This is a genomic window from Dactylosporangium fulvum, from assembly GCF_025137375.1.
Classification (GTDB): Bacteria; Actinomycetota; Actinomycetes; order Mycobacteriales; family Micromonosporaceae; genus Dactylosporangium; species Dactylosporangium fulvum.
In genome coordinates, this window is record NZ_CP073720.1 from 9,793,157 (window position 1) to 9,819,248 (window position 26,092).

The window sequence follows — 26,092 nt, forward strand, 5'->3', positions numbered from 1 at the left end:
CCTCACTCCTCCCGCAGTGGCAACCGTTGCCGGAACCGCTCCATCGCCTGCGCGAAGTCACCCGACGCGTACTGGTCGAGATCGTCACCGCCGACGTATGGCTTGCACACCTCCTTGACCTGGTCACGGGCTTCCTTCGCCGCGACCGCGATGGTGTCGAGGATGGTCCGCGCAAGCTTGGCCGAGTCGGCCGAATGGTAGATGCGCGAGTCGAGCCACAGGTCGCGGGGCTGGCCGTCGTGTCCGACGGTCGCGCGGACATGTCCGTCACGTGACACCGCGGTCACCGTGATATCGGCGATCCGCTCCTGGAGATCGGCGAGGGCACCGGTCATGCGCTGCAACTGCCCGGTAAGGTCGCGGGCCTGTGCGCGCATGGACGCCAGCCGCTGCTCGTCCTCGGACATGATCCGCACCTTAGCGAATCGACGGTCGTAACACCAGGGTTCGCACCTGACCAGCGGGCGTGGCGATACACTCGCCGCGGCGCCCGGGAGGCTCGCATGATTCGACAATGGACGGTCGTCGTCGCGGTTGTCGCGGCGTCCGTGCCGGTGCTCGCGACACCAGCCGCGGCCAACCCCTGCGGGTCCTATGCCCCGCCGTCCGCCGCACCGCGGATCACCGCTGAGGACTGGGCACAGCGCTGGTTAGGGCTGCGTCGGGTGCACGCTCTGCAGACCGGTGCCGGGGTGCGGGTCGCCGTGGTCGACACCGGCGTCGATCCGGGTCATCCGCAGCTCGCGTCAGCGGTCTCCCCGGGTTGGGACGTAACCGCCGGCAAGGCCGGCGGCACGATCGACTGCAACGACCAGGGGCACGGCACGGCGATCAGCAGCCTGGTCGCCGCCCGTCCCGCGAGCGGCATCGGACTGGTCGGTGTGGCACCAGCCGCGACGATCGTGCCGGTCCGGGTCGCCGACAACGGTCCCTCGGCGCAGCAGCCACAGCCACTCGATCGGCTCGCCGCAGCGGTGAGCGCGGCCGTCAAGCTCCAGGCCGACGTCATCCACTTCTCGTACGCTGTCACGACGGATTCGCCGGCCCTGCGCGGGGCCGTCGCCGACGCCGTCAAGCACAACATCGTGCTGGTCGCCGCAGCGGGGGACGGCGTGACCGGCCCGACCTTCCCAGCCGCGTACGAGGGCGTGATCGGCGTCGGCGCACTCGCCTCGACCGGCGTGGTGGCACAGACGTCTGCGGCCGGATCGCACGTCGATCTCGTTGCCCCCGGCGAAAACCTCGTCGCCGCGGCCCGGGTGGGTGGTCACACGACGGTAAGCACGACCGCGGCGGCAGCCGCCCTCGTCAGCGGGGCAGCCGCGCTGCTGCGGGCCGCTCACCCGGGCTGGTCCGCCGCCCAGGTGGCGCAGCGGCTGTTCGCCACCGCGGACGGCACGGTGGGCGGTCCACACAACGCCGCGTACGGCTACGGGTCGGTCAACCCGTACCGCGCGCTCAGCGAGGACACCGCCGGTGCGGGCGTGGTGCCGACGTGGACGCCGGCCCCGGCGGACCTGCGGCAGGCGCCCGCACAGCCGGGCTGGCCCTCCCCGTGGCGACGATCGATGGTGTGGGCGGCCATCCTGTTGCTGGCGGCCACCCTGCTCGCCATCGGGTCAGCGGTGACGCCGGCATTCCGCCAGCGTCACCGCGACCGGGCCGTCTGAGGAGCCGCCGACGCGGCGCCGGTCATGTGTACCGGCTCGCCTTGCCGATGCTGACCACGTTGTCGACCTCACACTGCTGCATCAGTCCGTTGCAGTGCTTGATCGTGCCGGAGAACTCCATGCCCAGCTTCACCAGTTCGCTGGCCGCGATGTGCCAGCGCTGGTAGGCATCGTCGTATGCGGCCTTGGATGCGCCGTCCCAGTTGCGGCCCTCCAGCTCACGCAAGCTGGCGTCGAGCTTGCTGAGCTTCCCCTGCATATGTTGCATGTCGCTGTTGAACCTGGCGCCGCCCTGCTCGACGATGTCGAAGTCCATGAACAGTCTGGTGTTCGCCATGTCAGATTCCCCCTGCTCGACTCTCAGGCCTGCAAACCGGCGTAGATTCCGCCGCCGGCGGACATCGAGTGCATCGCGTTCTGGATCTTGACTTCGGTCTCATCCAGGTGGATGGTGACGCCGTTCAACGCGGCCGTGAGGTCGGCCAGTGCGTCGAGCAACATGTTCTTGTTGTTCGAGTACCGGGTCAGCTCGTCCTCGAACGAGTCGCCGCCCATGCCCTCCCAGGCGGGCCTGACGGTCCCGCTCAGATAGCCCATGAGACTGTTGAGCAACCCCTCGAGCTCGTCGTGGGTCTTCTTGGCCTCACCGGCCTTCTCGACCATGAGCCCCTTGTCGGCTGCGACCGACGTTCCCGCATTCGTTGCCATCGTGCACCTCCTCCGTGTTGGATCCGGACGCTGTACTCACTGTGCGCGCTGCGGTGCTGTGCCACCGCCTGCCGGTTCCGCGTGCCTGGTCCCGGCGACACCGTCCTTGTCGTGAGCGGTGCCGGTGCGCTTCAGTTCCACTGTGGACGGTGCGGTCAGCGGTCGCGGGGTCGCGTCGGCGTTGCGCCTGCCGAGCGTCACGTGTTCCGGTCGATCTGCACGTGCCGCGACAACCCGTTGTGTCTCCGACCGTACCGACAGCGCGTGCTGCAACCCCATGGCCGCCGCCGTGTCCATGGACGACATCCCACCGACCGCCGGACCGCGCCCGTCGAGCGTGTCGGCGACCTCGACGCCGGGCAGATCGGTCAGCGCCTGCCCCTTCCCCGACAGCGTCGGCATGTCCCCTGTGGACGCCTGCGGACCCACCTCGGCCCGGAAACGCCCGGTCAGCACGCCGCGCGCCGCGTCGCCCCGGAGCCGGGGCACGATCGCGGAGGTCCGCGGCATACTCAGCCCTCGAGGCACGAGGGGTGGCAGCGCCATCGCACCGCGGGGCAGGGGCGACACCGGCGGCGTCGCGTGCAGTGCCTGCAGGCCCTGCAGCACCAGTGGCTGGTTCGACCTCGGCGTGGTTTCTGCCGCGGCCTCCTGCCCGTGCCCGGGCAGTCCGTGCAGCGCGGGGCTGCCGGTCCGGTCGTCCCGCATCGGCGTCAGCACCTCGACGGGATGCACCGGCAGTGGAGCGAGCGCCTCCGGCGCGGACGCCACGGGAGCCGGCCCGACCGGGCGTGCCGTCAGGGACTGCGCGGAGTAGTTCACCCACGGTTTGGCGATGTCGGGGCCAGGATGGGTCTCGGGCACCTCATGGGCGTTCTGCATACCGACGCCGGCGGTGACGAACCGCCGCGACAGCTTCGCGCCGACCTTGACGATCAACTTGAAGTATTTGGCGTGCAGCCGCTGGTAGATCGCTGCGACCTTGGCCGCGAGATCGTCCTTGCCGTCCGCTTTCATCTTCCCGAGGTCGGGTGGGAACCCATATGCCGCGGCACCGGCCGGAATGCTGGCGAAGTATTCGTTCTTGAACGCGACGAGCAGGTCATATGCCGTCTGGCGGGCGTCTTCGATGTCCTCGGCGATCTGACCGAGCCAGTCCGCCTTGGTCTCGATGCTGTCGACCCACTTGTCGATCGCGAACACCGTGGCCCCGACATACCAGTGGAACCGCACCGAGGCGGGGCCACGCCGCCAGACCTCGTTGAGCGAGTGGGCCCGGTCGTGCAGCTGGTCCGCCACCCGCTCCAGCTTGCCACGCAGCAACTCGAAGGCGGCGGCGATCTGGGCCGGTGGCTCGCTGCGTTCACTGCGGATCACCCCGTATACGACGAAGAACGTCCCGAACGCTTCCCACGCCGTGCTCGACGCCGCACCGACGTCTTCTCCCCGCTTGGTCTTGCCCGGCTTGAAGGTGAAGTAGTCGTGCGAGGACGACGCCATCACCGGCTCGCTTGGGCGCTCAAGCTGTCAAGGCCGGCCGCGACCGGATCGAACGACTGGTGGCCGGCGCGGTCCGTCGCGTCGTAGGTGTCGGCGCTCACCCCGGCGGAATTGCCGAGCGCGGAGAGACTCAACCGGGTGTCCAACGCGTGGCGCTCGGCTGCCTGGGCATGGGCTCGCGTCACCTGTCGCATCCAGTTGCCTTCACGAACGGCCGTGGCGGGCCAGCCGTTGGCGGCACCCACCAGATCCTTCGCGGCGCCTTGAACCACGTCGTTCTCGAATGTCTCGGACTCCCCGCCGACGCCGCCGAGTGGTCCACGCCCGCCGACCAGCCAACCTGCCAACTGCTCCACCGCCGGGGCGACGGTCTCCAGCACCTCGGTGGGCAGTGTGTTCTTCAGATCGGAAATGGAAAGCGGCATCTGCTCGTCGGGAATCACGTCTCCGCTCACTGAACCCCCATGGTGCAGTCGACGAGCCCGGAGCAACGCGTGAGTCCGGAAGCCCGTGTGCGGGCTGATCGTAACGGCTAAGGCGTCGGTGTCGCCAGTGAAAGTACGTGCAATCTTGGCCCTTGCACCAACCGCTCCACCAGCGTGCTGGGCAGACGCACCGCAGTGACGCCCGACAATCCCAGCCGACCGAGTGCCTCGGACGAATCGATCGCGTGGCGGCGCCCGGTCTCCGTAACGAGAAAGACCGGCCCCGTGTCGGCGTCTGGACTGGGCACGGCCGCCACCAGCGCGCCGAGCCCCGGCGCGACGACGACCTCATCGGCCAGCAGCGTGCCGCCGGGCGAGACCGGAGTCCGCTCGACCGGCGTCCCGTACGGCACGGGAACCGCCACTCGGATGACCGGCGCGTCCTTCACCCCGGCGGTGACCTGGCAGATCGAGCCGCGGCTGCGCGCCATCGGCACCACGCTCGGCACCGCACCATCGCCAACGATCTGCTCTGCCAGCGGTGGCAGTTTCGCCTCGCCCGCCAACTGCACCTGATCGAGCAGCATCGGTGGCGTGGTGTCGGAGCCGGTCGCCCTGATCAGCGCCTCCTGCAACGCGGTGACCGGCTGCAGGCCCTCCGGCCTGGCGACGTAGCGTTGCTTGCCGGTGCCCTCGCCCGCCACGAGAATCTGGCCGACCTTCGCGCTGGGCCGACCGGTGACGGGCCCGCCCCGTCCAGCGATGATGATCTTGCCCAGCGGAACGCCGAGCGGGACCGTGGCCAGCCACGCCGGGCTGACCGGGACCACGTCAGGCCGCGCGATCCCGAGCGCCTGGAGCACCACGTCCGGGTCGCGGACCGGGTGGCGCAGCCCGTGGAGCACGATGTGCAGCTCACCACCGTCCACATTGGTCACAGCGATCGCTTCCCCGGTCACGTCCACCCCGGCGTCACTTCGCGCGCCGACGATCACGACCGACCGGACCGGGCCCGCCTGCGACGCGGGACGCACACAGAACCACCACGCGCCGGTGAACAGTTGTCCCGCCGCCGGCACCGAGTTGGGAGCCTCCGGCACCCCGACCAACGGGCCTCGCGGCCATGTCAACGACGACCGGCTCACCCGGACCGGCTGTGGTGAAAGGCCACGCAGGAGAGCTGCCGAGGAGAAGTTCGTCACCGGATACAGCAGACGACCGTCGCAGACGTACGGCGCACCGGTCTCCTTCTCCAAGATGATGCGGTCGCAGCTGGTCCAGCTCTTGGCCCCGGCCGGCCTGAGGAAGCCGTAGATGCCGACCGCGGCGACGCTGATGACCAGCAGCATCACCGCGATGAGGGTGCCACCGGGCAGCCGGTTTCCGGACCAGTCCAGTGGATCGGGCCGCAACGCCACGATCGCGGTGTGCAGGCGCCTGCGCAGGAACTGCCGCGCGTGGACCAGGTCCTTGCGCGTCAGCACAGTTGTCCCCCGGTCGGCATGTCAGCCACCGATCCCGCGCACATACCCGAAGAGGCCGCTGACCGCCGCGGCCAGCACGGCGCTGAGCGCGATCAGGATGATTTCGCTGACGTCGCCGATCCGGCTGAGCTGCGGAGACGGCCGCCGTAGCGCATAGCTGCGACCGGCGGCGAACGCACCGCCGGCGAGGAGCAGCAAGCCGCCCGCAGCCACGAAGACCGCACGGCCGCGCGTCGCGACGTCGATCGACTCCCACACCACGATGAGCATGGCCGCCGTGCCGGCGGAGGCGGCGGCGAGCAGCGGGACCCGGTGACGCACCGCCGCGAACGAACGGGCCCGCAGGGCGCAGACGACGACGATGGCCACGGCGAGCAACCGCGCGGCAAGGTCCACCCGGCTGGCCAGCACCGTGACGCAGCCCGTCAGCGCGGCGCCGATCCCGTACAGCAGACCGGTGATGAGCTCGTCGCCGCGACGGACCATCAGGGCGATCGCGGCGGGTGGGGGCAGCGGATCGTCGTCCGCCGTCTCCGGCGACGGCATGGACACTGTCGGCGTCGCCAGGCCGGCCTGGTGCGTGGCGATCCGCGGCAACCAGGGCGAGGCGAGCAGCGCCACCGCGGCGACGATCGCGGCCGCCGCGGCCGAGGTCAGCATCATGGCGAGTGCGGCGCCGAGCGCCGCGAGGAGGCCGGCGCAGAGGACCGCCACGTGGAGCTGCAGGCGTCCACCGACACCGATCATGCTCAGCACCGCCAGGGCAACCAGCCCGGTGGCACCGGCGAGCAGCTGCGCGGGGCCGAGCCGGCCCTCGCCGGTCGCGAGCAACGCGACACCCGGCGCCACGTACACGTACGCCAGGCCGGAGAGCACCCAGATGACCCGGTCGTTGTGGTCCAGCCGCGTGAGCAGGGCGGCGAACCCGACCAGCAGGACGGCCGCGCCGGCAAGCGCGGCACCCACGGCGCCCCACGCCGGACCTGCCCGCAGCACTACCACCAGCGCCGTCACGAGCGTCGCCGCGGTGAACACCGCGCCGGCCCGACGGGTGTGCCCGCCTTGCCAGGTGGCACCGAGGTTGCGAGCCTCGTTGGCCGCGGCGTCGGCCAAGTCGTCGAACTCCGGCTCCGGCCACTGCTGGTCCTGTGGTGCGAGCACCAGCGTCTCGCCGTCTCGCACCTGCTGCATCGCCAGCGACCGGTCGGCGTCGAGCATCGTGCCGTCCAGGCGGCGCAGCACCCAGCCGTGATGGGCGATACCCTCGTCTGCCAACTCGGCGCCCGCATGGCGCAGCAGCATCGGTTGCAGGGTGACCAGCGGCAGGTATTCCGGGAGTGCGAGGTCCACCCGTCGCTTCGGACTCAACAGTACGATGCGCGTCAGCGCCGTTCTCGTCGCCTCAGCCATGGTGACGCATGATAGTGGTTCATAGGCGGAAGTTGGGGGCGGTCTATTGTCCACAGTGATCCGAAGGCGGCCGGCACGCCGGCCGGCACCGCCGTACCCGAGCGGTGAAATCGTGCTGGAGGCGGCGCCCGAGATACCCGCGCCGGGCGGCCGTGGGTGGACCCACCTGCTCATGCTGCTGCCGATGCTGGCCGGGTCCCTGGCCATCGCGCTCATCTTCGCCGGGCAGCGCGGCTCCAGCGGTCCGTGGGCATATCTCACCGGCGGTCTCTTCGGCATCTCGGCGATCGGCATGCTGCTTATGCAGTTCTCGCTGCACGGCAGTGGCGCGACCAAGCAGGAGATGCACCGGGTCCGGCGCGAGTACCTCTGGGATCTGGACGCCTGCCGGCGGACCGTCCGCCGCACCGCCCGGGAGCAACGGGCCGCCGAGTACTATCGGCATCCGGCGCCCTGGAGCCTGTGGGCCCTGGTCGACAGCGCCCGGCTCTGGGAGCGCCGTGCCACCGACCTCGACCACGGCCTGGTACGCATCGGGCTCGGCCCACGCGAACTGGCCACCAGGCTCGTGGCGGGTCCGGCCACGCCACCGGAGAAGGCCGAACCGGTCGCCGCGGCCGCCCTGCGACGATTCCTGCAGACCTACAGCGAACTGCCGGACCTGCCGGTCGTGCTGGCGCTCAACGGATTCGGTCGGGTCTACATCGAAGGTGACCATGCCCGTGCCAGGTCGATGATCCGCGCGCTCATCGCCCAGGCCGCCACCTTCCACTCCCCCGACACCCTGCTGATCGCGATCTGCCTGAACAGCGACACACGGCCGCATTGGGAATGGACCAAGTGGCTGCCGCACAGCCAACATCCGACCGCTGTCGACGCGCTCGGCCCGTTGCGGTTGATCGCGCCGGCGCTGGTCGGGCTGGAGGCCATGCTCGACGACCTGCTTGCCAACCGCCCGCGGTTCGACCCGGGTGGGGCGGAGTCCTCCCACGACGGCGCGCACGTGCTCGTCATCGTGGACGAGGGTGACATCGCCGGCGCCGACCACCTCGCCGCCGAGGCGGGGGTAGAGGGCGTCACCGTCATCGACATGTCGAACCCGCCACCCCGCAACATCGAACGCGCCACTCTGGTGCTGCGGGTCGACGCCGACGGCACCCTGACCGGGCGCACGTTCGACGGTGTACGGCCGCTGGGCCACGCCGACGAGTTCGGGCGGCTCGCGGCCGAAGCGCTCGCCCAGCAGCTGAGCCCGTTGCGGCTGGCGGCGGCGTCACGGGGCGACCGGGCGATGAACGCCGAGCACGGCCTGGCCGAGCTGCTCAACATCCCGGATCCGGCGACGCTGGACCCGAACCTGACGTGGGCGCCCCGCCCGACCCGTGACCGCCTGCGGGTCCCTATCGGGATCGGGCGCGACGGCGAACGCCTGGAGCTCGACCTGAAGGAGTCGGCACAGGACGGCATGGGCCCGCACGGCCTGCTGATCGGCGCGACCGGGTCCGGCAAGTCGGAGCTGTTGCGGACCCTGGTGCTGGCGCTCGCCATCACGCATCCGCCCGAGATCCTCAACTTCGTGCTGGTCGACTTCAAGGGCGGCGCGACCTTCACCAGGTTGGACCTGCTTCCGCACACCAGCGCGGTCATCACCAACCTCGCCGACGAGCTGCCCCTGGTCGACCGCATGACCGACGCGATCAACGGCGAGCTGGTGCGCCGCCAGGAGTTGCTGCGCAAGGCCGGCAACTACGTCTCGCAGCGCGACTACGAACGGGCCCGCCTGGCCGGTGCCCCGCTCACGCCGCTACCCAGCCTGTTCGTCGTCTGTGACGAGTTCAGCGAGCTGCTGTCGGCCAAGCCGGACTTCATCGAGATGTTCGTCCAGATCGGGCGGGTCGGCCGGTCGCTGGGAATCCACCTGCTCCTGGCCAGCCAGCGCCTTGAGGAGGGCCGCCTGCGCGGCCTGGACACCCACCTTTCCTACCGCATCGGCCTGCGGACGTTCTCGCCCAGCGAGAGCCGCACCGTGCTGGGCGTGAACGACGCGTACGAGTTGCCGCGGGCTCCCGGCCACGGCTTCCTCAAGTTCGGTACGGAGCTGTTGAGCCGGTTCCGGGCGGCCTACGTCTCCGGCGTCTACCGCAGCCGTAGCCAGGTGGAGGCGAGCTCGGGCGACGCCCGGGTGCACGAGTACGTCTCCACCTACGTCGCTGAGGTCGAGGAGGAGCCGGGCCCGGCGCCGGAGGTCGAGGAGGACGAGACAGTCGGCGGACCGACCCTGCTCGACATCTTGACCCAACGCCTGGTCGGCCACGGAACGCCCGCCCATCAGGTGTGGCTGCCGCCGCTCGACGAGCCACCGACACTGGACGACCTCCTCGGTCCGCTCCACCGCGACGAGACCCGGGGGCTGACGGTCGCCGACGCCTCGACCACCGGTCAGCTCAGGGTCCCGGTGTCGGTGGTGGACAAGCCGTTCGAGCAGCGGCGCGACGTGCTGGCCCTGGATCTGTCCGGCGGGCACGGACACGTCGCCGTCATCGGTTCGCCGCAGGCCGGGAAGAGCACCCTGCTGCGGACCGTCCTGTGCAGCCTGGCGCTCACCCACACGCCACGCGAGGTGCAGCTCTACTGTCTGGACTTCGGCGGGGCGTCCCTGTCCGCGCTGCGCGGGCTTCCGCACGTCGGCGGCATGGCGGCGCGCCACGAGGTCGACCTGGTCCGCCGTACCGTCGCCGAGGTGCTGGGCGTGCTCAACGACCGGGAGCGGCTGTTCGCCAAGCACGGGATCGACTCGATGTCGACCTTCCGCCGGCTGCGGGCAGCGGGCGAGTTCGCCGAACAGGCCCACGGGGACGTGTTTCTCGTCATCGACGGCTGGCTCACGGTGCGCAACGAGTTCGAGGACCTTGAGGACCCGATCACGGACATCGCCAATCGTGGCCTCTCGTACGGGGTACACGTCGTCATCGCCACCAACCGGTGGTACGACGTGCGCAGCACGATCCGTGACAGCTTCGGCACCCGGCTGGAACTGCGCCTGGCGGACCCCTCCGACTCGATGATCGACCGCCGGGCCGCGGCCAACATCCCGGACCGGTCACCGGGTCGGGGCATCACGCCCGACGGCCACCAGTGCCTGGCCGCACTGCCCCGGATCGACGGTGTGGTCGACACCGGGGACCTCGCCGAGGCGACGCAAGCGCTCGTCGCCGCCGTCCGTGACGCCTGGAAGGGCTCGACCGCACCGAGCGTGCGCCTGCTCCCCGACCGGATCGCCGTGCGGGACCTGCCACAGGGACCCGACGCGCCGGGCATCGCCATCGGTATCGCCGAGTCCGACCTGGGCCCGGCCTACCTCGACCTGACCTCCGCCGACCACCATTTCCTGCTCTTCGGCGACACCGAGTCCGGCAAATCGACGTTCCTCGCGGCGTTCGCGCAGGCGCTGAGCGTGCGGTACCAGCCGTCGCAGGCGAAGATCATCGCGCTCGACTACCGTCGCTCGCTGCTGGGCAGGCTCCCGGAGAGCCATCTGCTCGCGTACGGCACGTCCGGGGAAGCCAGCCACAAGCTGCTCTCGGAGGCCGCCGTGGTGATGCGCGAGCGGATGCCCGGACCCGACGTGACGACCGAACAGTTGCGCAGCCGCTCCTGGTGGCGGGGTCCCGACCTGTACGTGCTGGTGGACGACTACGACCTCGTATCCACCGACCGCAATCCGGTCCACGTGCTGCACGAGTTCATCGCGCACTCCCGCGAGGTGGGCCTGCACCTGGTCATCGCGCGCCGCTCGGGCGGGGCGCAGCGGGCGTTCTACGACCCGGTCCTCAGCCGGCTGCGGGACCTCGCGTCGCCCGGCCTGGTCCTGTCGGGCGACCGTGAAGACGGACCGCTGCTGGGCAACGTCAAGCTTCGTCAGCTCCCACCGGGACGCGGCTTCCTGGTGACCCGCAAGGAGGACGCACGCCTCATCCAGTGCGGATGGCTGGAGTAGACGTCCTGAGGCTGGATTCCTGCGTGAAGCCCCGATAGCGTACACATCAACGAGTTGGCCGACGGAGGTTCTGGCAATGCCGACGCCGAAGCGGGACGCCCGGCGATACATCGACCTCAAGGATCGCAACGCGCTGCTCGATTACGCCAGGGCACTCGACGCGGTCACGACCACCAGGACGCTGGAGAGGATCCTCAAGGGCGGCGACGACGGCACACCCGTCGAAAACGCCCAGAAGATCCATCAATGGCCCAAGGCGTGGAACACCACGTTCTTCGAGGCCCGTCATTTCGGTGCGGAAGCGCTCCGCCAGACGGACGCCCTGACACAGTTCGCGAAACACGTGCAGAACGGTGTCATGGCGCTCCAGGAGGTGGCCGGCACGTTCTACACGAGATACACCGAGGCCGAGCGCAAAGCGCAGGCGGCACTCCAGCGGCTCGATCGCGATCTGATCCACGACAGGCTGAGCGACCCCATTCCTGACTACCGGACCGGCGCGGCATACGACAGTCACGGCTGGGACCTGCGCGACGTGCACCTGAGCTCCATCACGCAGGGCACGACGATCGCGAAGGGCTCCGGGCTTCCCGCTCCGGGCGTGGCTGACGCCTACGGTCCGTCCGACAGCATCGCCTCGACGGCGATGGCGCCGGCGGGCACCACGGACTGGCGCAAGGACGCCGACGTCCCGGGCACCATCCTGTTCCGCGTGTGGTCCGTCGTTCCGGCCGAGCCCGTGCACTACCTCAACCTCCTCGCCCAGCAGTGGGCGGCGCTCGGGGCGCAGTTCACGGCCATCCAGGCGCACGTCACCAAGGTGTCGAACACGTTGAAGCAGGGCTGGGACAGCGCGGCCGCCGACGTCTTCCAGCAACGCGTCACGGAGTCCGCCCTCGCCATGGAGTACTGGGCGGCCAACAGCCAGCACCGCAGCACCCAGTTCTTCGGCCTGATATATGACGCGACAAAGGCCAACCGCGAGATTAACGACTTGTACGCAATTGCCGTCCGCGAGATCCACGAGATGCACAACAGGCGGAACCAGATCATAGACCGGGGGATCGTCGACGAAACCAACCCGATTTACGTGGCGGGCGAGTCGTACACGAGCGAGGCCAACTTCTACACGTTCTTCAATGATCACGTCAGCGATCGGTACCGCAAGTACGACACGCTGGCGGCACCGATCGCTGAGGCGTTCGCCAGGGCGTACGTGCAGGCGACGCCCTGGACCGCTCCGGCGAGATATCCGGGGCTGCTGACCGACACACCATCGTCCGCCCTCCCGCCGGTGCCGGATCCGCGCCAGTCACGCACCACCGCGCCCTCGGTGCCCGGTGGCGGTGGCGGTGGCGGTCCCAGCATTGGTGGCGGTGGCGTCGGCAAGCCGCCGGGCATCGGCTCACGGCAGGACCCGCAGAAGATCATCGACGGCCAGAAAAAGGCCTACGACAAGTCCATCGCCAATCTGAAGAAGGACTACGACAAGTCCATCGCGGATCTCAAGAAGACGTATGAGGACGCACTGAAGCAGGAAAGAAACAACGCCGACCAGTTGCAGAACCAGATGCAACAGCAACAGGAGCAGTCCCAGAAGGCCATCGACGAGCTCGCCAAGCAGGTGGACACACCCGCGCCACAGCTACCCGACGTGTCCGTGCCGCAACTGCCGGACACCGGTGGACTGCCCCTGCTGCCGGGCCTTCCCGGCATCGCTACGCCGCCGACCCTGCCGAACGGCCTCGGCGGCGGGGGTATCGGCGGATTGAAGGGCTCCTCCATCAGCGCCGGCCTGCCCACCGCGACCGGCGCCGTCGACCTGATGGGCCGCGGCGGCACGCCGGCCGCGACCACCGCCGCCGGTGCCGCGCTGACCGGGCGCGCGGGGACGACGGGCTCGGGCCTGGGCGGTGTCCCGTTCATTCCGGGTGCGGGCGTGCCGCAGCAGGGCGGCGGAGGAGGATCCGCGCTCAGCGGGCGCAAGGGACGCCCGATGTTGCCTGAGGAGAAGCAGAAGCCGGTGACGCGGCCCAGGGTCGTTGACCCTGAGGGTGACGGGACGACTGACACCCGGCCGGCCCGCGACACCGACCGTCGTGCATCCGTGACCAGACCACCGCGTGCGCCGGAGGTCGAGCCGGGTCAGGCGCTGGGCCGGACGGCGTGACGGTGGGCTCGGGCGGCGCCCATGCCGCCGGTCGCCTGGTAAGGTCCGGAAACCCTCTCCCAGATGCCTCGTGGAGCCATGACAATCACGTTGCACGTATCGGTCTCATTGCCGGGTGCGTATCCGACGATCGGCGACGCCGTCCAAGCCGCACCGGACGGGGCGACCGTCGTCGTCGCCCCGGGTGAGTACCGCGAGCGCCTGACGCTCAACCGACGGCGGCTGACGCTGACCGCGGCCGACGGACCGAACACGGTCTCGGTTTTCGCCCGTGTCGCGGGCGCTCCCGTCATCGACTGTCAAGACTCTACTGTGGAGTTTCACGCCCTGACGCTGCACGGCGCGGACGCGCCGGCCATCTCCGTCGTCGGCGGCAGCATCACCATGCACGACTGCACGCTGACCGCCGGCGCCGCGGTGGCCGTCAGGATCCGTACGCGTGCCACCTTCGACCTGGCCCGGTGCAGGATCTCACGGGCACACGTCGGCATGCACCTGGACAACTGCGCGGGCAAGGCGGTCGACTGCCAGATCACCGACGTGGTCGAGGACGGCATCCTGATCGGTTCGGCGGATCCCGTGCTGCGCAACTGCACCATTGCCGACTGCGGCTACCGAGGCATCTACATCTATGACTATTCACGGCCAACCGTCGAAAACTGCGAGGTCACCAGGGTCGGGGACATCGGCATCGCGGTCGCCCAGCAGAGCTCGCCGACGCTGCGCGGGTGCCGGGTCGGCGAGGCGCGTGCGGTCGGCATCAGCGTCGCGGCCGACTGCGGCGGCGAGCTGATCGACTGCCGGACCGAGCACACGGCGAGCCCCGGCGTCTTCGTCGCGCCCGGATCACGGGCCGAGATCAGCACCTCCGACCGGCGACCCCGTGCACAGGTCGGCGCCGCGGAGCGACCAGTTGCCGCCGACGCGGCGGCAGTGGAGGGGCTCCTGGCCGAGCTGGACGGCCTCATCGGGCTGGCCGGCGTCAAGTCGGAGGTCCGGGCGCTGATCGACGAGATCCAGGTAAACGAATGGCGGCGCAGCGGCGGTCTCACCGTCACACCCACCTCGACCCATCTCGTGTTCGCCGGCTCGCCAGGCACCGGCAAGACCACCGTGGCACGCATCTTCGGCCGGTTGCTGGCCGCGCTGGGCGTCCTGCCGGCCGGGACGTTCAAGGAGGTCGCCCGCCAGGACCTGGTCGGGCAGTATCTCGGGCACACCGCTGAAAAGACCAACGCCGCATTCGAGTCCGCGCTCGGTGGTGTGCTGTTCATCGATGAGGCCTACACGCTGTCGCGTAGCTTCGGATCCGGCGGTGACTTCGGCCAGGAGGCCATCGACACGCTCGTCAAGCTGATGGAGGACCACCGGCACGAGGTCGCCGTCATCGTCGCCGGATACACCGACGAGATGCACCACTTCCTCAACGCCAACCCAGGCCTCGCCTCCCGCTTCAGCAAGACGATCGAGTTCGAGAATTACACCGCGCCGGAGCTCTGCCGGATCCTCGGCAGCATGGCCGAGGCGAGCGAGTACACGGTCGAGCCGCGCGCGATCGAAGAGAGCAGCGCGTACTTCCAGCAGCGGATGCGCGACCCCAACTTCGGCAACGGCCGTGAGGCCAGGAAGCTCTTCGAGGGTGTGCGCAAGGTTCAGGCACAACGCCTCCGGCAGCTGAACCGCATGCCCTCCCAGGACGAGCTCCAGCTGATCACCGTCGACGACCTCCGGGGTGCGGTTCTCGCCTGAGCTTCACGTTCAACGTCCGATCCGGTTTGGCGACGTCGAACGGTTACGACAACAACAGGCCGCCGGTGCCGACCTCTGCGCTTGCGAAAAATGTCATCCAGGCTGTGGCGTGGTTGACGTGGGCGGGCAGCGCTCGGACATGCTGCCAGGCATCGTCATGACCGTGTCGCTGCGCCTGCTCTACCTCGTGTTCTGCCGCATCGCCGGCTGACTCACCCTCCTGGCCCACACCCGGTGCGACCAAAGACGTAGAAATCTTGGTCCTCCACCACGAGAACGCGGTCTTGCGTCGGCAGAATCCCACGCCGCGGCTGGACTGGGCGGACCGAGCGGTGCTCGCCGCCCTGATCAAGCTCCTGCCCTGGGCCTTGACGGCGCACCGGCTCGTCACCCCCGCCACAGTCATACGCTGGCATCGGCGGCTGGTCACTCGCCACTGGACATATCCCAACCGGTCCGGTCGGCCGCCGCTCGACCCGGCGCCATCACCGCCCTGGTCGAGCGGATGTCCCGGGACAACCCTGGCTGGGGCTACCAGCGTATCCACGGCGAACTGCTCGGCCTCGGTCACCGCGTGAGCGCGTCCACGTGTTGACGCTCTCGCAGAGTTGACCCCTACGTCACGTCGTCCCTCGGTTGCCAAACACCTGTCGAGCCGGAATGTGATCGAACTATTCCAGTTCACGCCGATCGGCCCGGGGACCAGCTCGACGGGGATGATGGCGTTTGGATCTTCGCAGTCCGGACCGGAGTGGTCCACGAACGGCAGCTGCCAGCCACCACGCTTCCGGGAACGGTCGCCAGCAGCCCGCGTACGCGGATGCTTGATTGGATTGCGGTGAGCATCGCTGCTTCGCTTCCCCGAGACATTCCAAGCACGGCGAGCGGTGCATTCGACAACGCCAGCTCGTCTGGCAGGATCTCCAGGGCAGAAAAGAAGTACTCGATGGGGATGCCCTACCGCGACCGACCACTCAGGACAGAGACCACCACCGATTCTGTGCCAGAGCCGTTAACTTGACACTGCGTGATCAGCTGCTGGTATCACTATCGCGGAACGCCTCGTGCGTGAACCATGCCAGCGGCAACGCCGGCAGGATGAGGATGACGGCGGCGCAGCAGCTGCCGATGGCGACGACGTTGATCCAGCTCGTAATGCCGTCATAGTCTGCGATCACGGCCGACAGCCCGACGAGGCACAAAGCCGCCGCGCCGATCACCGACACGGCTAGGGCAACCACAGGCCATATCCATGCTGCACGATGCGTGGTAGATCGACGATCTTTCCACGAGGAGAACCTACTATCCCGCCAGCTCGACAGTCACCATGCCGTGGGTCTCGTCGCGATGGGTCTGTGGCTGCTCGACAACTGCGACCTGGAGGTGTGCGCGACGACGGCTGCCGAGCTCGGCCAGTGGGACTTCCACCTCGCGGTCGCACCGGTCCGCTTCGCCGGTACGTCCGGCAGCCCGGTCAACCCGATCGCCACATTCTGACCGCGGTCCACGAGGGGGTGCACCAGACGGAGCACGTTGAAGGCGTTGTCGCGGCCGGAGTCCGCGGCGCCGAGGCTCCAGCGGGGTGCTGGGGCCTCGGCGCCCTTCGGCTCGCTCGACATGGCGGGGGATGCAACAGCCGGCGGCTGGAGCGAGCCCCGTCGATCAGGCCTGCAGGCGTACGCGGCGGCGCCGCGCGACGAGCACCAGCGTGACGCCGACCGCGACCGCGACCGCACCCGCGCCGACGAGCAGCATGGTGTTGTCGCCGGTGACCGGCAGGCCCGGGCCGGCGCTCGACGAGACCGACGGCGACGGCGAGACGCTCGGCGAGCTCACGGCGACCTTCTTCGCCGGCACGTAGATGCGTGGCTCGTCGCTGTCGTCGGCGCTGACCTGCGCCAAGGTGTGGTCGTCCTCGCCGTTCTCGCCGGCCAGGATCTTCCAGCCCGTCGGGGCGGTGAAGGTCAGCAGGGCGTCGCCGGCCGGGAGGTGGGCGAGACGGAACAGGCCCTTGGCGTCCGTGACGGCCTCGGCGTACTTCGTCTTGCCGTCGGCGCTGGTGGCGACGACCTTGACACCCGGGACGCCGGGCGTCTGGGGCGTCCATGTGGCGTCATAGGACTCACCCTGGAAGACGTAGCCGCCGAGATCGTCGAAGGCGCCCGCCACCAGCAGCCGCACGCTGGTGACGTTGTCGGCGTCGTTGGCCTCGCCGTTGTCGGCGGTGAGCTCGAAGGCGACGTATCCGCGGCCGTATCGCCACGCCTGGTGGTTGGTCTTGCCGGTGAGCTGGACGGTCTTGGTGGCGCCAGCGGCGAGGTCGAAGCCGGTCGACAGCACGCCGTAGACAACACCGTCGACGCCCTCGCTGTCGCCGCCGGTGTAGTGCACGTGCTTGGCGTCGACGGAGCTCTTGTTCTTCACCGTGACCGTGATAGTGAAGGTCTCACCCTCGGCGTAGTTGGCCTTGTCAGCGGCGGAGGTCACCGCGATGTCCGGCTTGGGGTCGGCGGCCAGGGCGGCCGTCGCCGGGAGGACGGCCACAACCACGCCCGCGAGGGCGGCGGCGGCAAGTGCGCGCATGGGGGTCTCCGTAATGGGGGACGGGAGTCAGCGTGACGGTAGTGGCTGGGCGGGTCGCTCCGCTGTCCCGCGATCAAGAACCGAGATCGGAAAGATATCTGATCACCCTTCGCTTGATCTTCTCGTCACTTGTCGTTCTAGTCACTTGCCCGCTCGCCGGACCTGCCGCCGACCGGCCCGCGGAGTGGCATAGCATCAAGTCGGCACGCAAGGATCCGCCGGCATATGCGGGTCCGCCCTGGCGGCGGGCGGCATGACTCCTGAACGACGCCAAGCGAATCCCGACCTCAGCCGCCGTGCGGGCACGGTGATGATCTCGAGATTGTGACCGTCGGCGTCCTCCCAGTACGGCACTCGGTGGGCCTGGATGCGGGGGAAGATCTCGTCGAACTTCGCCTCCGACACGAGGAACGCGTAATGCTGGGGATGAATGATGCCGTCCTCCTGGATGAAGTCGAGCGAGCAGTTGTTGGCAAGCTCGATGACCAGGAACGGACCGTACGGGACCGGTTCCGCGACGCCCAGCAGCTCGGCCAGGCGCCGGGCGGAACGCTTCCGGTCACGCACATTGACGATGGTGTGGTTGACCTGGACAGGCGTGACGTCCAGGCTACGCCGAGCTACCACAGGGGCCGGCCCGGCCGCAGGCAGATCGGCCATACCTTGTCTACCTACAGACTGCGCATTCACCCAAACCGATCGACCATGATCGGCGCATCCGTCGGCCGACGACAAGATCGAGTGCACGCTCATCGACATGAGTGCGCAGCGGACCATGACCGGAGGGTGTTGGGCTGCTCGGTGGTTGCTCGGATGTTCACTACCCAGCACGGACATAGCCGGACGGCTCAGGAACTTCCGTCGTAGCGCCAAGTGCTGGCTGCAGCCTTCTGGCGAGTGGAGCCCGCTGACCAGCGCGGAGACGGCCGGACTGCACAGGACGCGAGCCGCTTGCCACGGACTTTTCCTTGCTATGCTTGAACCTGAGCAAGTTGATCGTCCACTTCGGACTTTTAATCCGCAGGTCGCGCATTCGAGTTACGTCCGCTCCGAAACGGTCGCCGTGACCAGCGGAGATCAGACGAAATTTTTCTCGTCGAGATGAACGTCCAACTGCATGTCTGCTGGGCAGCCATATGCGCTGGCCACGCTGGCGAGGTGGGCGCTAAGCTGATCTCTGTGTGCTCGGAAAGTGCTCGGTGAGTCGATGACACCGCTTGGTACCGGTTGACACTGTCCGGTACTGATTGGTACCGGACCCATCGGCACGGATCCGTGCGCTCCATGTGTGCTCCACCGGTCGCCGGGATCGCCGCCGTCAGCCGTTGGCACCCGACGGGACGCCCGGTCACCCGCTGGTATCCGCTGGCAGGTAACCTGGGACCTCGCGCCCTCGTAGCTCAGGGGATAGAGCAACGGTTTCCTAAACCGTGTGTCGCAGGTTCGAATCCTGCCGGGGGCACTCTCATTCGGACCGCGAACTGCGGATACTCACTCCAGTCGATGCACGGCCAGGTGCCGCCAGAAGCCGCTCCGAGCCCTGTTTGCAGCCCTCCACGCAGAGGACGTACAAATGGATCTTGGCCTCCTTTGCGCAGGTCAGGTCCAGATTCCTTGCCCTCTGGAGTTCACAGGTCGCCGCGCACCGGGGGACTGCGGTTCGGTCGCCGGTTGAGCCGTTCGGCGGGCATCCCTCCCGCGGCTACGCTCGGTCTTGAGGGGGTGATCTCAATGCCCAGATTCCTTATCGAGGCGACCTACACGCTCGACGGACTCCGCGGGCTGTTCAAGGATGGGGGCAGCGGACGAGTCGAAGCGGTCCGGAAGATGGCCGAAAGTGTCGGCGGGCGACTTGAGTCGTTCGACTTCAGCTTCGGGGATCCCGACACGCACGTGATCTGCGAGCTGCCGGACAACAAGTCAGCCGCCGCTATCGCTCTCGCGATCGGCGCATCCGGTGGAGCCACCACCAAGACCATAGCGCTGCTGACCCCGGCAGAGGTCGACCAAGCGGTTCACCAGACCGTCGACTACCGCGCGCCCGGCATCTGATCTATGTCGCGATCGACGCACTTGGCGTAGACCTTCGAGAGGACGTCGACGGAGTGGCCGGCCCGCTCGGCGACTCCGGCGCGTGAACGCCGGCGTTGGGACAGAGGCTGACGCCCGCGTGCCGCAGGTCGTACGGGCGGGCCGCCAACGGCGACGTCACTTGACATGGGGCGAGCGCCAGGGCGCTTCCTGCCGGACGCGGGAGTTGGTCGACGAGGCCATCGGGATGCCCCGATGGCCTCGTCGCAGTGTCGAACTCGAACGGGAACGGCTGGCCGCACGTCAGCATCTCACCGCTCGGCCGCCTGATCCGCCTTCGATCGCAGGACATAGCTGGTGGTGAACCCGATGGCGCCGCCAAAGCACAGCGGGAGAGCGTCGAACGCCATGAGCAGCATGTCGCCGGCCACGCTGTGGAACGGCGAGTTCATCCACGAGGCGAGGTAGTTCGCCAGAAACGCCAGCGTCGCGGCCATCAAGGCCCCGACCTGGTCCTTGATCACCCCGAACATCACGCCGACGACCAGTCCCGTGCCGCCGAGGCCGACGATCGTGATCAGCAGGGCGGTCGGAGCGCGCTCCCAGGAGCCGCCGGCGCCGGCTGAGCACCAGCCCGTGATCAGTCCCAGTCCGCTTGCAAGGAGGGCTGTCCAGATCCGGTACAGCGTCCGCACGCAACAGACGCTAGCAAGCTGGGCGGGCGGTGCGGTGCGGTGCGGTGCCCACAAGATCGGGTGGGCAGGCGAGGCTTGAGCGTCTTGTCAGGAGGCTGCGTCCTCTGAGGTGGTGTACGACTCGCCCACTTTGAGTGGGGATGCCGGAATGGGAACGGCCACCGCTTGATCCTTCGAACTGACCAAAGATCGAAGGAGAGACCAAGCGATGGCCGCACCTGTGAGTGTGGACGGTGCCGCGTTCCTGCGCGAGCACATCGAGTCCGCGTCACCCGATCTGTTGCGCACGATGGTGAAGACGTTCGCCGAAGCGCTGATGTCCGCCGAGGCCGACGCGCTGTGCGGCGCCGGTTACGGCGAGCGCAGCGACGAACGCACGAACCAGCGCAACGGCTACCGGGCCCGGGACTGGGACACCCGCGCCGGCACGGTGGAACTGGCGATCCCGAAGCTGCGCCACGGCTCCTATTTCCCGGACTGGCTGCTGCAGCACCGCCGCCGCGCCGAACAGGCCCTCGTGTCGGTGGTGGCCACCGCCTACCTGCTGGGGGTGTCGACCCGGCGGGTGGAGAAACTCGTCGAGCAACTCGGCGTCACATCGCTGTCACGCAGCCAGGTGTCGGAGATGGCCGCCCACCTGGACACGCAGGTCGAGGCGTTCCGCAACCGGCCCCTCGACGCCGCCCACTACACGTTCGTGTGGATGGACGCCCTCGTGATCAAGGTCCGGGAGCACGGCCGGACCGTCAACGTCCACGCCCTGGTCGCGGTCGGGGTCAACGCCGACGGCCAACGCGAGGTCCTCGGCCTGGACGTCGCCTCCGACGAGGACGGCGCCGGCTGGCTGGCCTTCCTGCGCTCCCTGACCGCCCGCGGCCTGTCCGGGGTCAAGCTCGTGGTCTCCGACGCCCACCGCGGCCTGGTCTCGGCGATCGGCGCCGCGCTGCCCGGCGCGTCCTGGCAGCGCTGCCGCACCCACTACCTGCGCAACCTGCTCGCGAAAGTCCCCAAATCCGCCCAGCCATGGGTCGCCACCCTCGTGCGCACCGTCTTCGACCAGCCCGACGCCGCCTCGGTCCACGCCCAGTACACCCGGGTCGTGACCGCGATCGCCGAACGGTTCCCCGCCGCGGCCGAGCACCTCGACGACGCCCGCGAGGAACTGCTCGCGTTCACCGCGTTCCCCCGCGAGGTCTGGCGCCAGATCTGGTCCAACAACCCCCAAGAGCGGCTGAACAAGAAGATCCGCCGCCGCACCGACGTCGTCGGGATCTTCCCCAACCGCGCCGCCATCATCCGCCTCATCGGCGCTGTCCTGGCCGAACAGACCGACGAATGGACCGAAGGCCGCCGCTACATGGGTCTGGACATCCTCGCCAAGGCCCGCCTCACCGTGATCACGAACGAGGGAACCGACACCGAACCGACCACCACCGAACTCGCCGCGGCATAACATTCAACTATCTGGATCAGCGCTGGCCGTTCCTACACCACCAGCGCGGACGTGGCCTGTCAGGACGTTGCTGAGCTGCTGCCATTACCTTTCAGTGAGCTTTAGTGAGCGCACGATGAGTAGTCCTACCTTGCGGTGGGACGGTCCCGGTCTGACCGACTGGTGTCGTGCCGGGTTCACGCTTCACGGCCACCTGCCTGCGTATGCGGGTCTTCCGGTCGGCTCCACGTGCTGCCACCGGGCCACTCCCGGCGGTGTCGAACTGCGCCGCTAGGGCGGCCAGGTTGAGTGAGGCGTTGCGGTCGCGGTCGATAACCAGGCCGCACGCCTCGCAGGTGTATTCGCGCTCGGACAGGGGCAGTTTGGCTTTCACCGCGCCGCAGCCCGAGCAGGTCTTGGAGGACGGATACCAGCGGTCGGCCACCAGCAGCCGACCACCGTTCCACTCCGTCTTGTACGCCAGCTGGCGGCGGATCTCGGCGAACCCGGCGTCGGCGATGTGCCGGGCCAGTTTGCGGTTGGCCATCATGCCAGTGACGTTGAGGTCTTCCACCACGACCGTGCCGTGCTCGCGGGTCAGCCGGGTGGTGAGTTTGTGCAGGCCGTCACGGCGCAGGTCGGCCACGCGGGCGTACGCCCTGCCGAGCCGGGCCGCCGCCCGTTCCCACCGTCTCGACGGCCGCCGTCCGGTGCGCCGGTCGGGGCCGGTCCTGCGCGACAGCGCCCGGCCGAGCGCGCGCATCCTGTTCTGCGCGGCGACCAGGTGGCGCGGATTGTCGACCAACTCGCCGGTGGACAGCACCGCGAGGTGTTTGACCCCGACGTCCACACCGACCACGGCACCGGGCTGGGCGGGGCGGCGTTCGGCGCGCTCGACCTCGACGGTGAACGCGACGTGCCAGCGTCCGCCGTCGCGCCGCACGGTCGCGGACATGATCCGCGCTGTGCCGTTGTCGAGGCGGCGGGCGAGCTTGCGGGCTGACTCGTGCAGCTTCAACCGGCCCAGCCGGGGCAGCACGACATGCATCCGGTCGGGCTCGACCCGGATCGCTCCGGTGGTGAACCGCACCGACGGCGTGGTACGGCGGCGAGACTTGCACCGGGGAAACCCGACCGGCCGCCCGGCCCGCTTCCCGCTGCGGGAGCCGACCCAGTTCTTCAACCCGCGGGCAAGGGCGTCGAGGCCGGTGTTGAACGCCTCTTTGGACACCTCACCCCACCACGGCGCTGTCTCGGCCTTCGCCTGATTCCATGCCTTGCGCAGTCCAGCGAGGGACCACGGCAGCGACGGCGTCAGCAGATCGTCCGGCACACCGTACGTGCGTTCCGCGGCACGCTGGTCCATGACCGCCTTGACCCGCGCCAACGCCCAGTTGTACGCGACACGGGCCGCCCCGGCGTGCGCGAACAGGTTACGTTCCTGGCCCGGGGTCAGGTCGAGGCCGAACCGGTACGCCTGCATCGTCTTCACACCGGGTCGCCTCCGGTGGCTACCTCGACCGCGCGGCGGGCGCGGTTCGCGGCAGCACGGCGGCCGTAGCGGCGGGCACACAGCGACGTCAGGATCTCCGTCACGTCACGCACCAGATCGTCATCCACCTCAGACGGATCCACGACCAGTAGGCGACGTCCCTGCGCCGCCAGCGCCGCTTCGACATATTCGGCGCCGAAGCGGGCGAACCGGTCGCGGCACTCGACCACGATCGCCGTCACGGCCGGGTCGCGCAACAGGGCGAGGAACTTCCTACGGTGCCCGTTGAGCGCCGACCCAACCTCGGTCACCACCCGGTCCACGGCGAGCTTCTGGCCAGTGGCCCACACCGTGACCCGGGCGACCTGCCGGTCCAGGTCCGCTTGCTGCTCCGCGGAAGACACCCGGGCATACACCACAACCTGCCCGGCGTCCGGCCTCGCGCCGGTCAGTGGCTCGCCCTGGGTGGTCATGCCTCCGGTGACTAGGCTCGGTCCTGAGGAGGTGATCTCGATGCCCAGATTCCTCATCGAAGGGACCTTCACGGTCGACGGGCTTCACGGGTTGCTCAAGGAAGGGGGCAGCGGACGAATCGAGGCGGCCCGGAGAATGGCCGAAAGCGTCGGCGGGCGACTGGAGTCGTTCGACTTCTCCTTCGACGCACCCAACACGCGTGTGATCTGCGAGCTGCCCGACAACAAGGCGGCCGCCGCCGTCGCTCTCACGGTCGGTGCGTCCGGCGGCGTCGCCACCAAGACCGTGGCACTGCTGACCCCGGCCGAGATCGACCAGGCCGTCCAGAAGACCGTCGAGTACCACGCACCTGGCACCTGAGCCAGCCGCATCCGGCCCGCTCGGCGACCCCCGGCACGTGGACGCCAGTGCTCGCCCGTGCCACAGGTCGTACAGGCGGGCCGCCAACAACAACGTCACTCTGACCTGGAACCGAGTTCCTGTGTGGCGTCGAAGTCTGCCGTTCGGCAGATGTGCATCGGAACCGGGTGCGTAGGCTCAGTGCGGTGGGTATCCGGGTGCTGATCGCCGACGACCAGGACATCGTCCGGGACGGGCTGCGGCGGATCCTCGCCGCCGCGCCCGACATCGACGTCGTCGGCGAGGCCGCCGACGGGGTCCAAGCGCTCGAAATAGCAAAGGAGCTCGTGCCCGACGTCGCGCTCGTCGACATCCGGATGCCACGGATGGACGGACTCACCCTCACCCGGCACCTGGCCGGCGGGCCGACCAAGGTTGTCGTGGTCACCACCTTCGACCTCGACGAATACGTGTATCCCGCCCTTCGCGACGGCGCCTCCGGCTTTCTGCTGAAACGGTCCGGACCGGCGCTGCTCGTGGAGGCGGTGCGGGCCGCCGTCGCCGGGGATAGCCTGATCAGCCCTTCGATCACCGTGCGGCTGCTCAAGCATGTCACCGCGCCCCGTCCGCCGCAGGTGCCGGTGCTGGAGCCGCTCACCGAGCGCGAGCTGGAGGTCGCCGCGCACGTCGGCGCCGGGCGCACCAATGCGGAGATCGGGGCGGAGCTGTTCATCTCCGCCGGGACGGTGAAGACCCACATCGCCGCCATCCAGCGCAAGCTCGGCGTCCGCAACCGGGTGGGGATCGCCGTCTGGGCCTGGGACAGCGGAAACGTGGCCACGTGAAACACCTCAGGAAGTGGCTCCTGGTGGCGCTCGTGGCGCTCGCGGCGCTGTGTGCACTGCCGGTGACCGGGGCGTCGGGCATCCTCGCCAGTCTGGCCGCTGTCGGCGTGGTCGCCACCGCCGTCATGCCTCGGCTCGCCCTGTCTGCGGCGCTGCTGTCGCTGGTGGTGGACGCCGCTCACCGTGGGCCGCCCGCACCGGCGGCGTTGTGGTTCCCGGTCGAGTTGGCGGCTTTGGCGGTACTGCAGGTGCGTGTCACCCGCCGCGGGACCGTGATCGAGGCGGCGGCCGTCGGCCTCGCGATCGTCGCTCTGCCGCTGCGGATGACCCTCCACGTGCCGACCAACCGGTTCGAGGCGTCGGTGCTGCTGGTCGCCACCACGTTTTTCGTCGGGGTGTGTGCCACAGGCGCCGGTCTCCACCTGCGCGCCGGTGACCAGCGACGGCGCCGGGCGGAGGAGCGGGCGCGCCGGGCGCAGCGGCTGGACCTGGCCCGGGACCTGCACGACCTGGTGGCCCACGAGGTGACCGGCATCGTGGTGCAGGCGCAGGCCGCCCAGGTGGCCGGCGACCCGGACGCGCTGGCCCGGATCGAGGCGGCCGGCCTGCGGGCGCTCGACGCGATGGACAACATGGTGCGGACGCTGCGCGGCGCCGACGAGCAGGCGCCGCTGCGGGTCCACGGGCTCGGGGACCTGCCCGAGGTGGTGGCCCGCTTCGACGCCACCGGCCCGGCCCGCGCCACGCTGCGGATGGCGCCGGGTGCGACGTTGAGCCCCGAAGCCGGTGTCGCCGCGTATCACGTGGTCGTCGAGGCACTCACCAACGTCCGGCGGCACGCGCCGAAGGCAGCGACGGTCGTCGTGTCCCTGGACCGGGCCGGGCTGCTGACCATTGTGGACAGTGGTGGCGGTGGCCCGCGGCGGCCGCGCACCGGCGGCGGCACCGGGCTGGCGGGGCTGGCCGAGCGGGTCGGCGCGCTCGGCGGCACGCTGTACGCCGGGCCGCATGAGGCCGGCTGGCGGGTGACGTGCGATCTCTCCCGTTCGGCAGATGTGCGGGCGCCCGAATCCCACGACGCTTGAGGC

At 69.2% G+C, this 26,092-nt stretch carries 22 protein-coding genes, 1 tRNA gene and 1 pseudogene; 11 read left to right on the forward strand and 13 right to left on the reverse strand.

Annotated elements, in window-relative coordinates; translation table 11 throughout:
- Positions 1–2: 2 nt before the first annotated feature.
- Complete coding sequence (locus Dfulv_RS45115) at positions 3–407, reverse strand: YbaB/EbfC family nucleoid-associated protein (RefSeq protein ID WP_259859945.1); 405 nt, start codon at positions 405–407, stop codon at positions 3–5.
- A gap of 96 nt (positions 408–503) precedes the next feature.
- Here Dfulv_RS45115 and Dfulv_RS45120 point away from each other — a divergent pair, with 96 nt between their 5' ends.
- Positions 504–1,670 carry a S8 family serine peptidase gene (locus Dfulv_RS45120; RefSeq protein ID WP_259859947.1) on the forward strand — a complete coding sequence of 389 codons (1,167 nt, stop codon included), beginning with the start codon at positions 504–506 and terminating at the stop codon, positions 1,668–1,670.
- Between the two features lie 22 nt (positions 1,671–1,692).
- Here Dfulv_RS45120 and Dfulv_RS45125 read toward each other — a convergent pair whose 3' ends face one another.
- The 6 genes from Dfulv_RS45125 to eccD form a co-directional block, all read right to left on the reverse strand.
- A complete protein-coding gene (locus Dfulv_RS45125; protein WP_259859948.1) occupies positions 1,693–2,007 on the reverse strand; it encodes a WXG100 family type VII secretion target in 315 nt (104 codons plus the stop codon).
- A gap of 23 nt (positions 2,008–2,030) precedes the next feature.
- On the reverse strand, positions 2,031–2,378 hold the full coding sequence (locus tag Dfulv_RS45130; RefSeq protein ID WP_259859949.1) for a WXG100 family type VII secretion target: 348 nt from the start codon (positions 2,376–2,378) through the stop codon (positions 2,031–2,033).
- A gap of 36 nt (positions 2,379–2,414) precedes the next feature.
- A complete protein-coding gene (locus Dfulv_RS45135) occupies positions 2,415–3,878 on the reverse strand; it encodes a hypothetical protein (RefSeq protein WP_259859950.1) in 1,464 nt (487 codons plus the stop codon).
- Positions 3,878–4,321, reverse strand: coding sequence for a hypothetical protein (locus tag Dfulv_RS45140; protein WP_259859951.1), 444 nt, complete (start codon positions 4,319–4,321; stop codon positions 3,878–3,880). Before Dfulv_RS45140 ends, Dfulv_RS45135 begins: the two co-directional genes overlap by 1 nt.
- An 89-nt stretch (positions 4,322–4,410) precedes the next feature.
- Positions 4,411–5,787 carry a type VII secretion protein EccB gene (gene eccB / locus Dfulv_RS45145; RefSeq protein ID WP_259859952.1) on the reverse strand — a complete coding sequence of 459 codons (1,377 nt, stop codon included), beginning with the start codon at positions 5,785–5,787 and terminating at the stop codon, positions 4,411–4,413.
- A 21-nt stretch (positions 5,788–5,808) separates the two neighbouring features.
- Complete coding sequence (eccD, locus tag Dfulv_RS45150) at positions 5,809–7,137, reverse strand: type VII secretion integral membrane protein EccD (protein WP_259859953.1); 1,329 nt, start codon at positions 7,135–7,137, stop codon at positions 5,809–5,811.
- A 106-nt stretch (positions 7,138–7,243) separates the two neighbouring features.
- On the opposite strand from eccD, the gene eccCa reads away from it, so the two are divergent.
- The 3 genes from eccCa to Dfulv_RS45165 all read left to right on the forward strand — a co-directional run bounded on the left by eccCa (position 7,244) and on the right by Dfulv_RS45165 (position 15,113).
- On the forward strand, positions 7,244–11,194 hold the full coding sequence (eccCa, locus tag Dfulv_RS45155) for a type VII secretion protein EccCa (protein WP_259859954.1): 3,951 nt from the start codon (positions 7,244–7,246) through the stop codon (positions 11,192–11,194).
- 76 nt (positions 11,195–11,270) lie between these two features.
- Positions 11,271–13,364 carry a hypothetical protein gene (locus tag Dfulv_RS45160; RefSeq protein WP_259859955.1) on the forward strand — a complete coding sequence of 698 codons (2,094 nt, stop codon included), beginning with the start codon at positions 11,271–11,273 and terminating at the stop codon, positions 13,362–13,364.
- A gap of 78 nt (positions 13,365–13,442) precedes the next feature.
- Positions 13,443–15,113: a right-handed parallel beta-helix repeat-containing protein gene (locus Dfulv_RS45165; RefSeq protein ID WP_259859956.1), complete on the forward strand. Its 1,671-nt coding sequence runs from the start codon at positions 13,443–13,445 to the stop codon at positions 15,111–15,113.
- A gap of 1,031 nt (positions 15,114–16,144) precedes the next feature.
- Here the strand turns inward: Dfulv_RS45165 and Dfulv_RS45170 are convergent.
- Positions 16,145–16,339 carry a hypothetical protein gene (locus Dfulv_RS45170; protein WP_259859957.1) on the reverse strand — a complete coding sequence of 65 codons (195 nt, stop codon included), beginning with the start codon at positions 16,337–16,339 and terminating at the stop codon, positions 16,145–16,147.
- Between the two features lie 106 nt (positions 16,340–16,445).
- On the opposite strand from Dfulv_RS45170, the gene Dfulv_RS45175 reads away from it, so the two are divergent.
- On the forward strand, positions 16,446–16,610 hold the full coding sequence (locus tag Dfulv_RS45175; RefSeq protein ID WP_259859958.1) for a hypothetical protein: 165 nt from the start codon (positions 16,446–16,448) through the stop codon (positions 16,608–16,610).
- Between the two features lie 165 nt (positions 16,611–16,775).
- On the opposite strand, the gene Dfulv_RS45180 is transcribed toward Dfulv_RS45175, so the two are convergent.
- Together Dfulv_RS45180 and Dfulv_RS45185 are read right to left on the reverse strand one after the other, a co-directional pair.
- A complete protein-coding gene (locus Dfulv_RS45180) occupies positions 16,776–17,696 on the reverse strand; it encodes an SdrD B-like domain-containing protein (protein ID WP_259859959.1) in 921 nt (306 codons plus the stop codon).
- A gap of 195 nt (positions 17,697–17,891) precedes the next feature.
- A complete protein-coding gene (locus Dfulv_RS45185) occupies positions 17,892–18,356 on the reverse strand; it encodes a VOC family protein (protein WP_259859960.1) in 465 nt (154 codons plus the stop codon).
- 729 nt (positions 18,357–19,085) lie between these two features.
- Between Dfulv_RS45185 and Dfulv_RS45190 the strand changes: the two genes are divergently transcribed.
- Together Dfulv_RS45190 and Dfulv_RS45195 are read left to right on the forward strand one after the other, a co-directional pair.
- Positions 19,086–19,158: transfer RNA gene (locus tag Dfulv_RS45190), tRNA-Arg, on the forward strand.
- A 209-nt stretch (positions 19,159–19,367) separates the two neighbouring features.
- Complete coding sequence (locus Dfulv_RS45195) at positions 19,368–19,748, forward strand: GYD domain-containing protein (protein ID WP_259859961.1); 381 nt, start codon at positions 19,368–19,370, stop codon at positions 19,746–19,748.
- A gap of 290 nt (positions 19,749–20,038) precedes the next feature.
- Here Dfulv_RS45195 and Dfulv_RS45205 read toward each other — a convergent pair whose 3' ends face one another.
- Positions 20,039–20,422 carry a hypothetical protein gene (locus Dfulv_RS45205; RefSeq protein ID WP_259859962.1) on the reverse strand — a complete coding sequence of 128 codons (384 nt, stop codon included), beginning with the start codon at positions 20,420–20,422 and terminating at the stop codon, positions 20,039–20,041.
- Between the two features lie 208 nt (positions 20,423–20,630).
- On the opposite strand from Dfulv_RS45205, the gene Dfulv_RS45210 reads away from it, so the two are divergent.
- Positions 20,631–21,875: an IS256 family transposase gene (locus tag Dfulv_RS45210; RefSeq protein ID WP_259859963.1), complete on the forward strand. Its 1,245-nt coding sequence runs from the start codon at positions 20,631–20,633 to the stop codon at positions 21,873–21,875.
- 91 nt (positions 21,876–21,966) lie between these two features.
- Here Dfulv_RS45210 and tnpB read toward each other — a convergent pair whose 3' ends face one another.
- Together tnpB and Dfulv_RS45220 are read right to left on the reverse strand one after the other, a co-directional pair.
- Positions 21,967–23,337 (reverse strand): IS607 family element RNA-guided endonuclease TnpB, encoded by a 1,371-nt coding sequence (tnpB, locus tag Dfulv_RS45215; RefSeq protein ID WP_259869492.1) that lies wholly within the window; start codon positions 23,335–23,337, stop codon positions 21,967–21,969.
- Between the two features lie 5 nt (positions 23,338–23,342).
- Positions 23,343–23,771, reverse strand: a pseudogene (locus Dfulv_RS45220) (IS607 family transposase); the annotation flags it as partial.
- 88 nt (positions 23,772–23,859) lie between these two features.
- On the opposite strand from Dfulv_RS45220, the gene Dfulv_RS45225 reads away from it, so the two are divergent.
- From Dfulv_RS45225 to Dfulv_RS45235, 3 genes are all read left to right on the forward strand, one after another.
- Positions 23,860–24,180 carry a GYD domain-containing protein gene (locus tag Dfulv_RS45225; RefSeq protein ID WP_259859964.1) on the forward strand — a complete coding sequence of 107 codons (321 nt, stop codon included), beginning with the start codon at positions 23,860–23,862 and terminating at the stop codon, positions 24,178–24,180.
- Positions 24,181–24,365: 185 nt separating this feature from the next.
- A complete protein-coding gene (locus Dfulv_RS45230; RefSeq protein ID WP_259859965.1) occupies positions 24,366–25,004 on the forward strand; it encodes a response regulator in 639 nt (212 codons plus the stop codon).
- Positions 25,001–26,089, forward strand: a complete 1,089-nt coding sequence (locus tag Dfulv_RS45235) for a sensor histidine kinase (protein WP_259859966.1) — start codon at positions 25,001–25,003, stop codon at positions 26,087–26,089. The genes Dfulv_RS45230 and Dfulv_RS45235 overlap by 4 nt, the downstream gene beginning before the upstream one ends.
- The last annotated feature ends 3 nt before the right edge of the window (positions 26,090–26,092 follow it).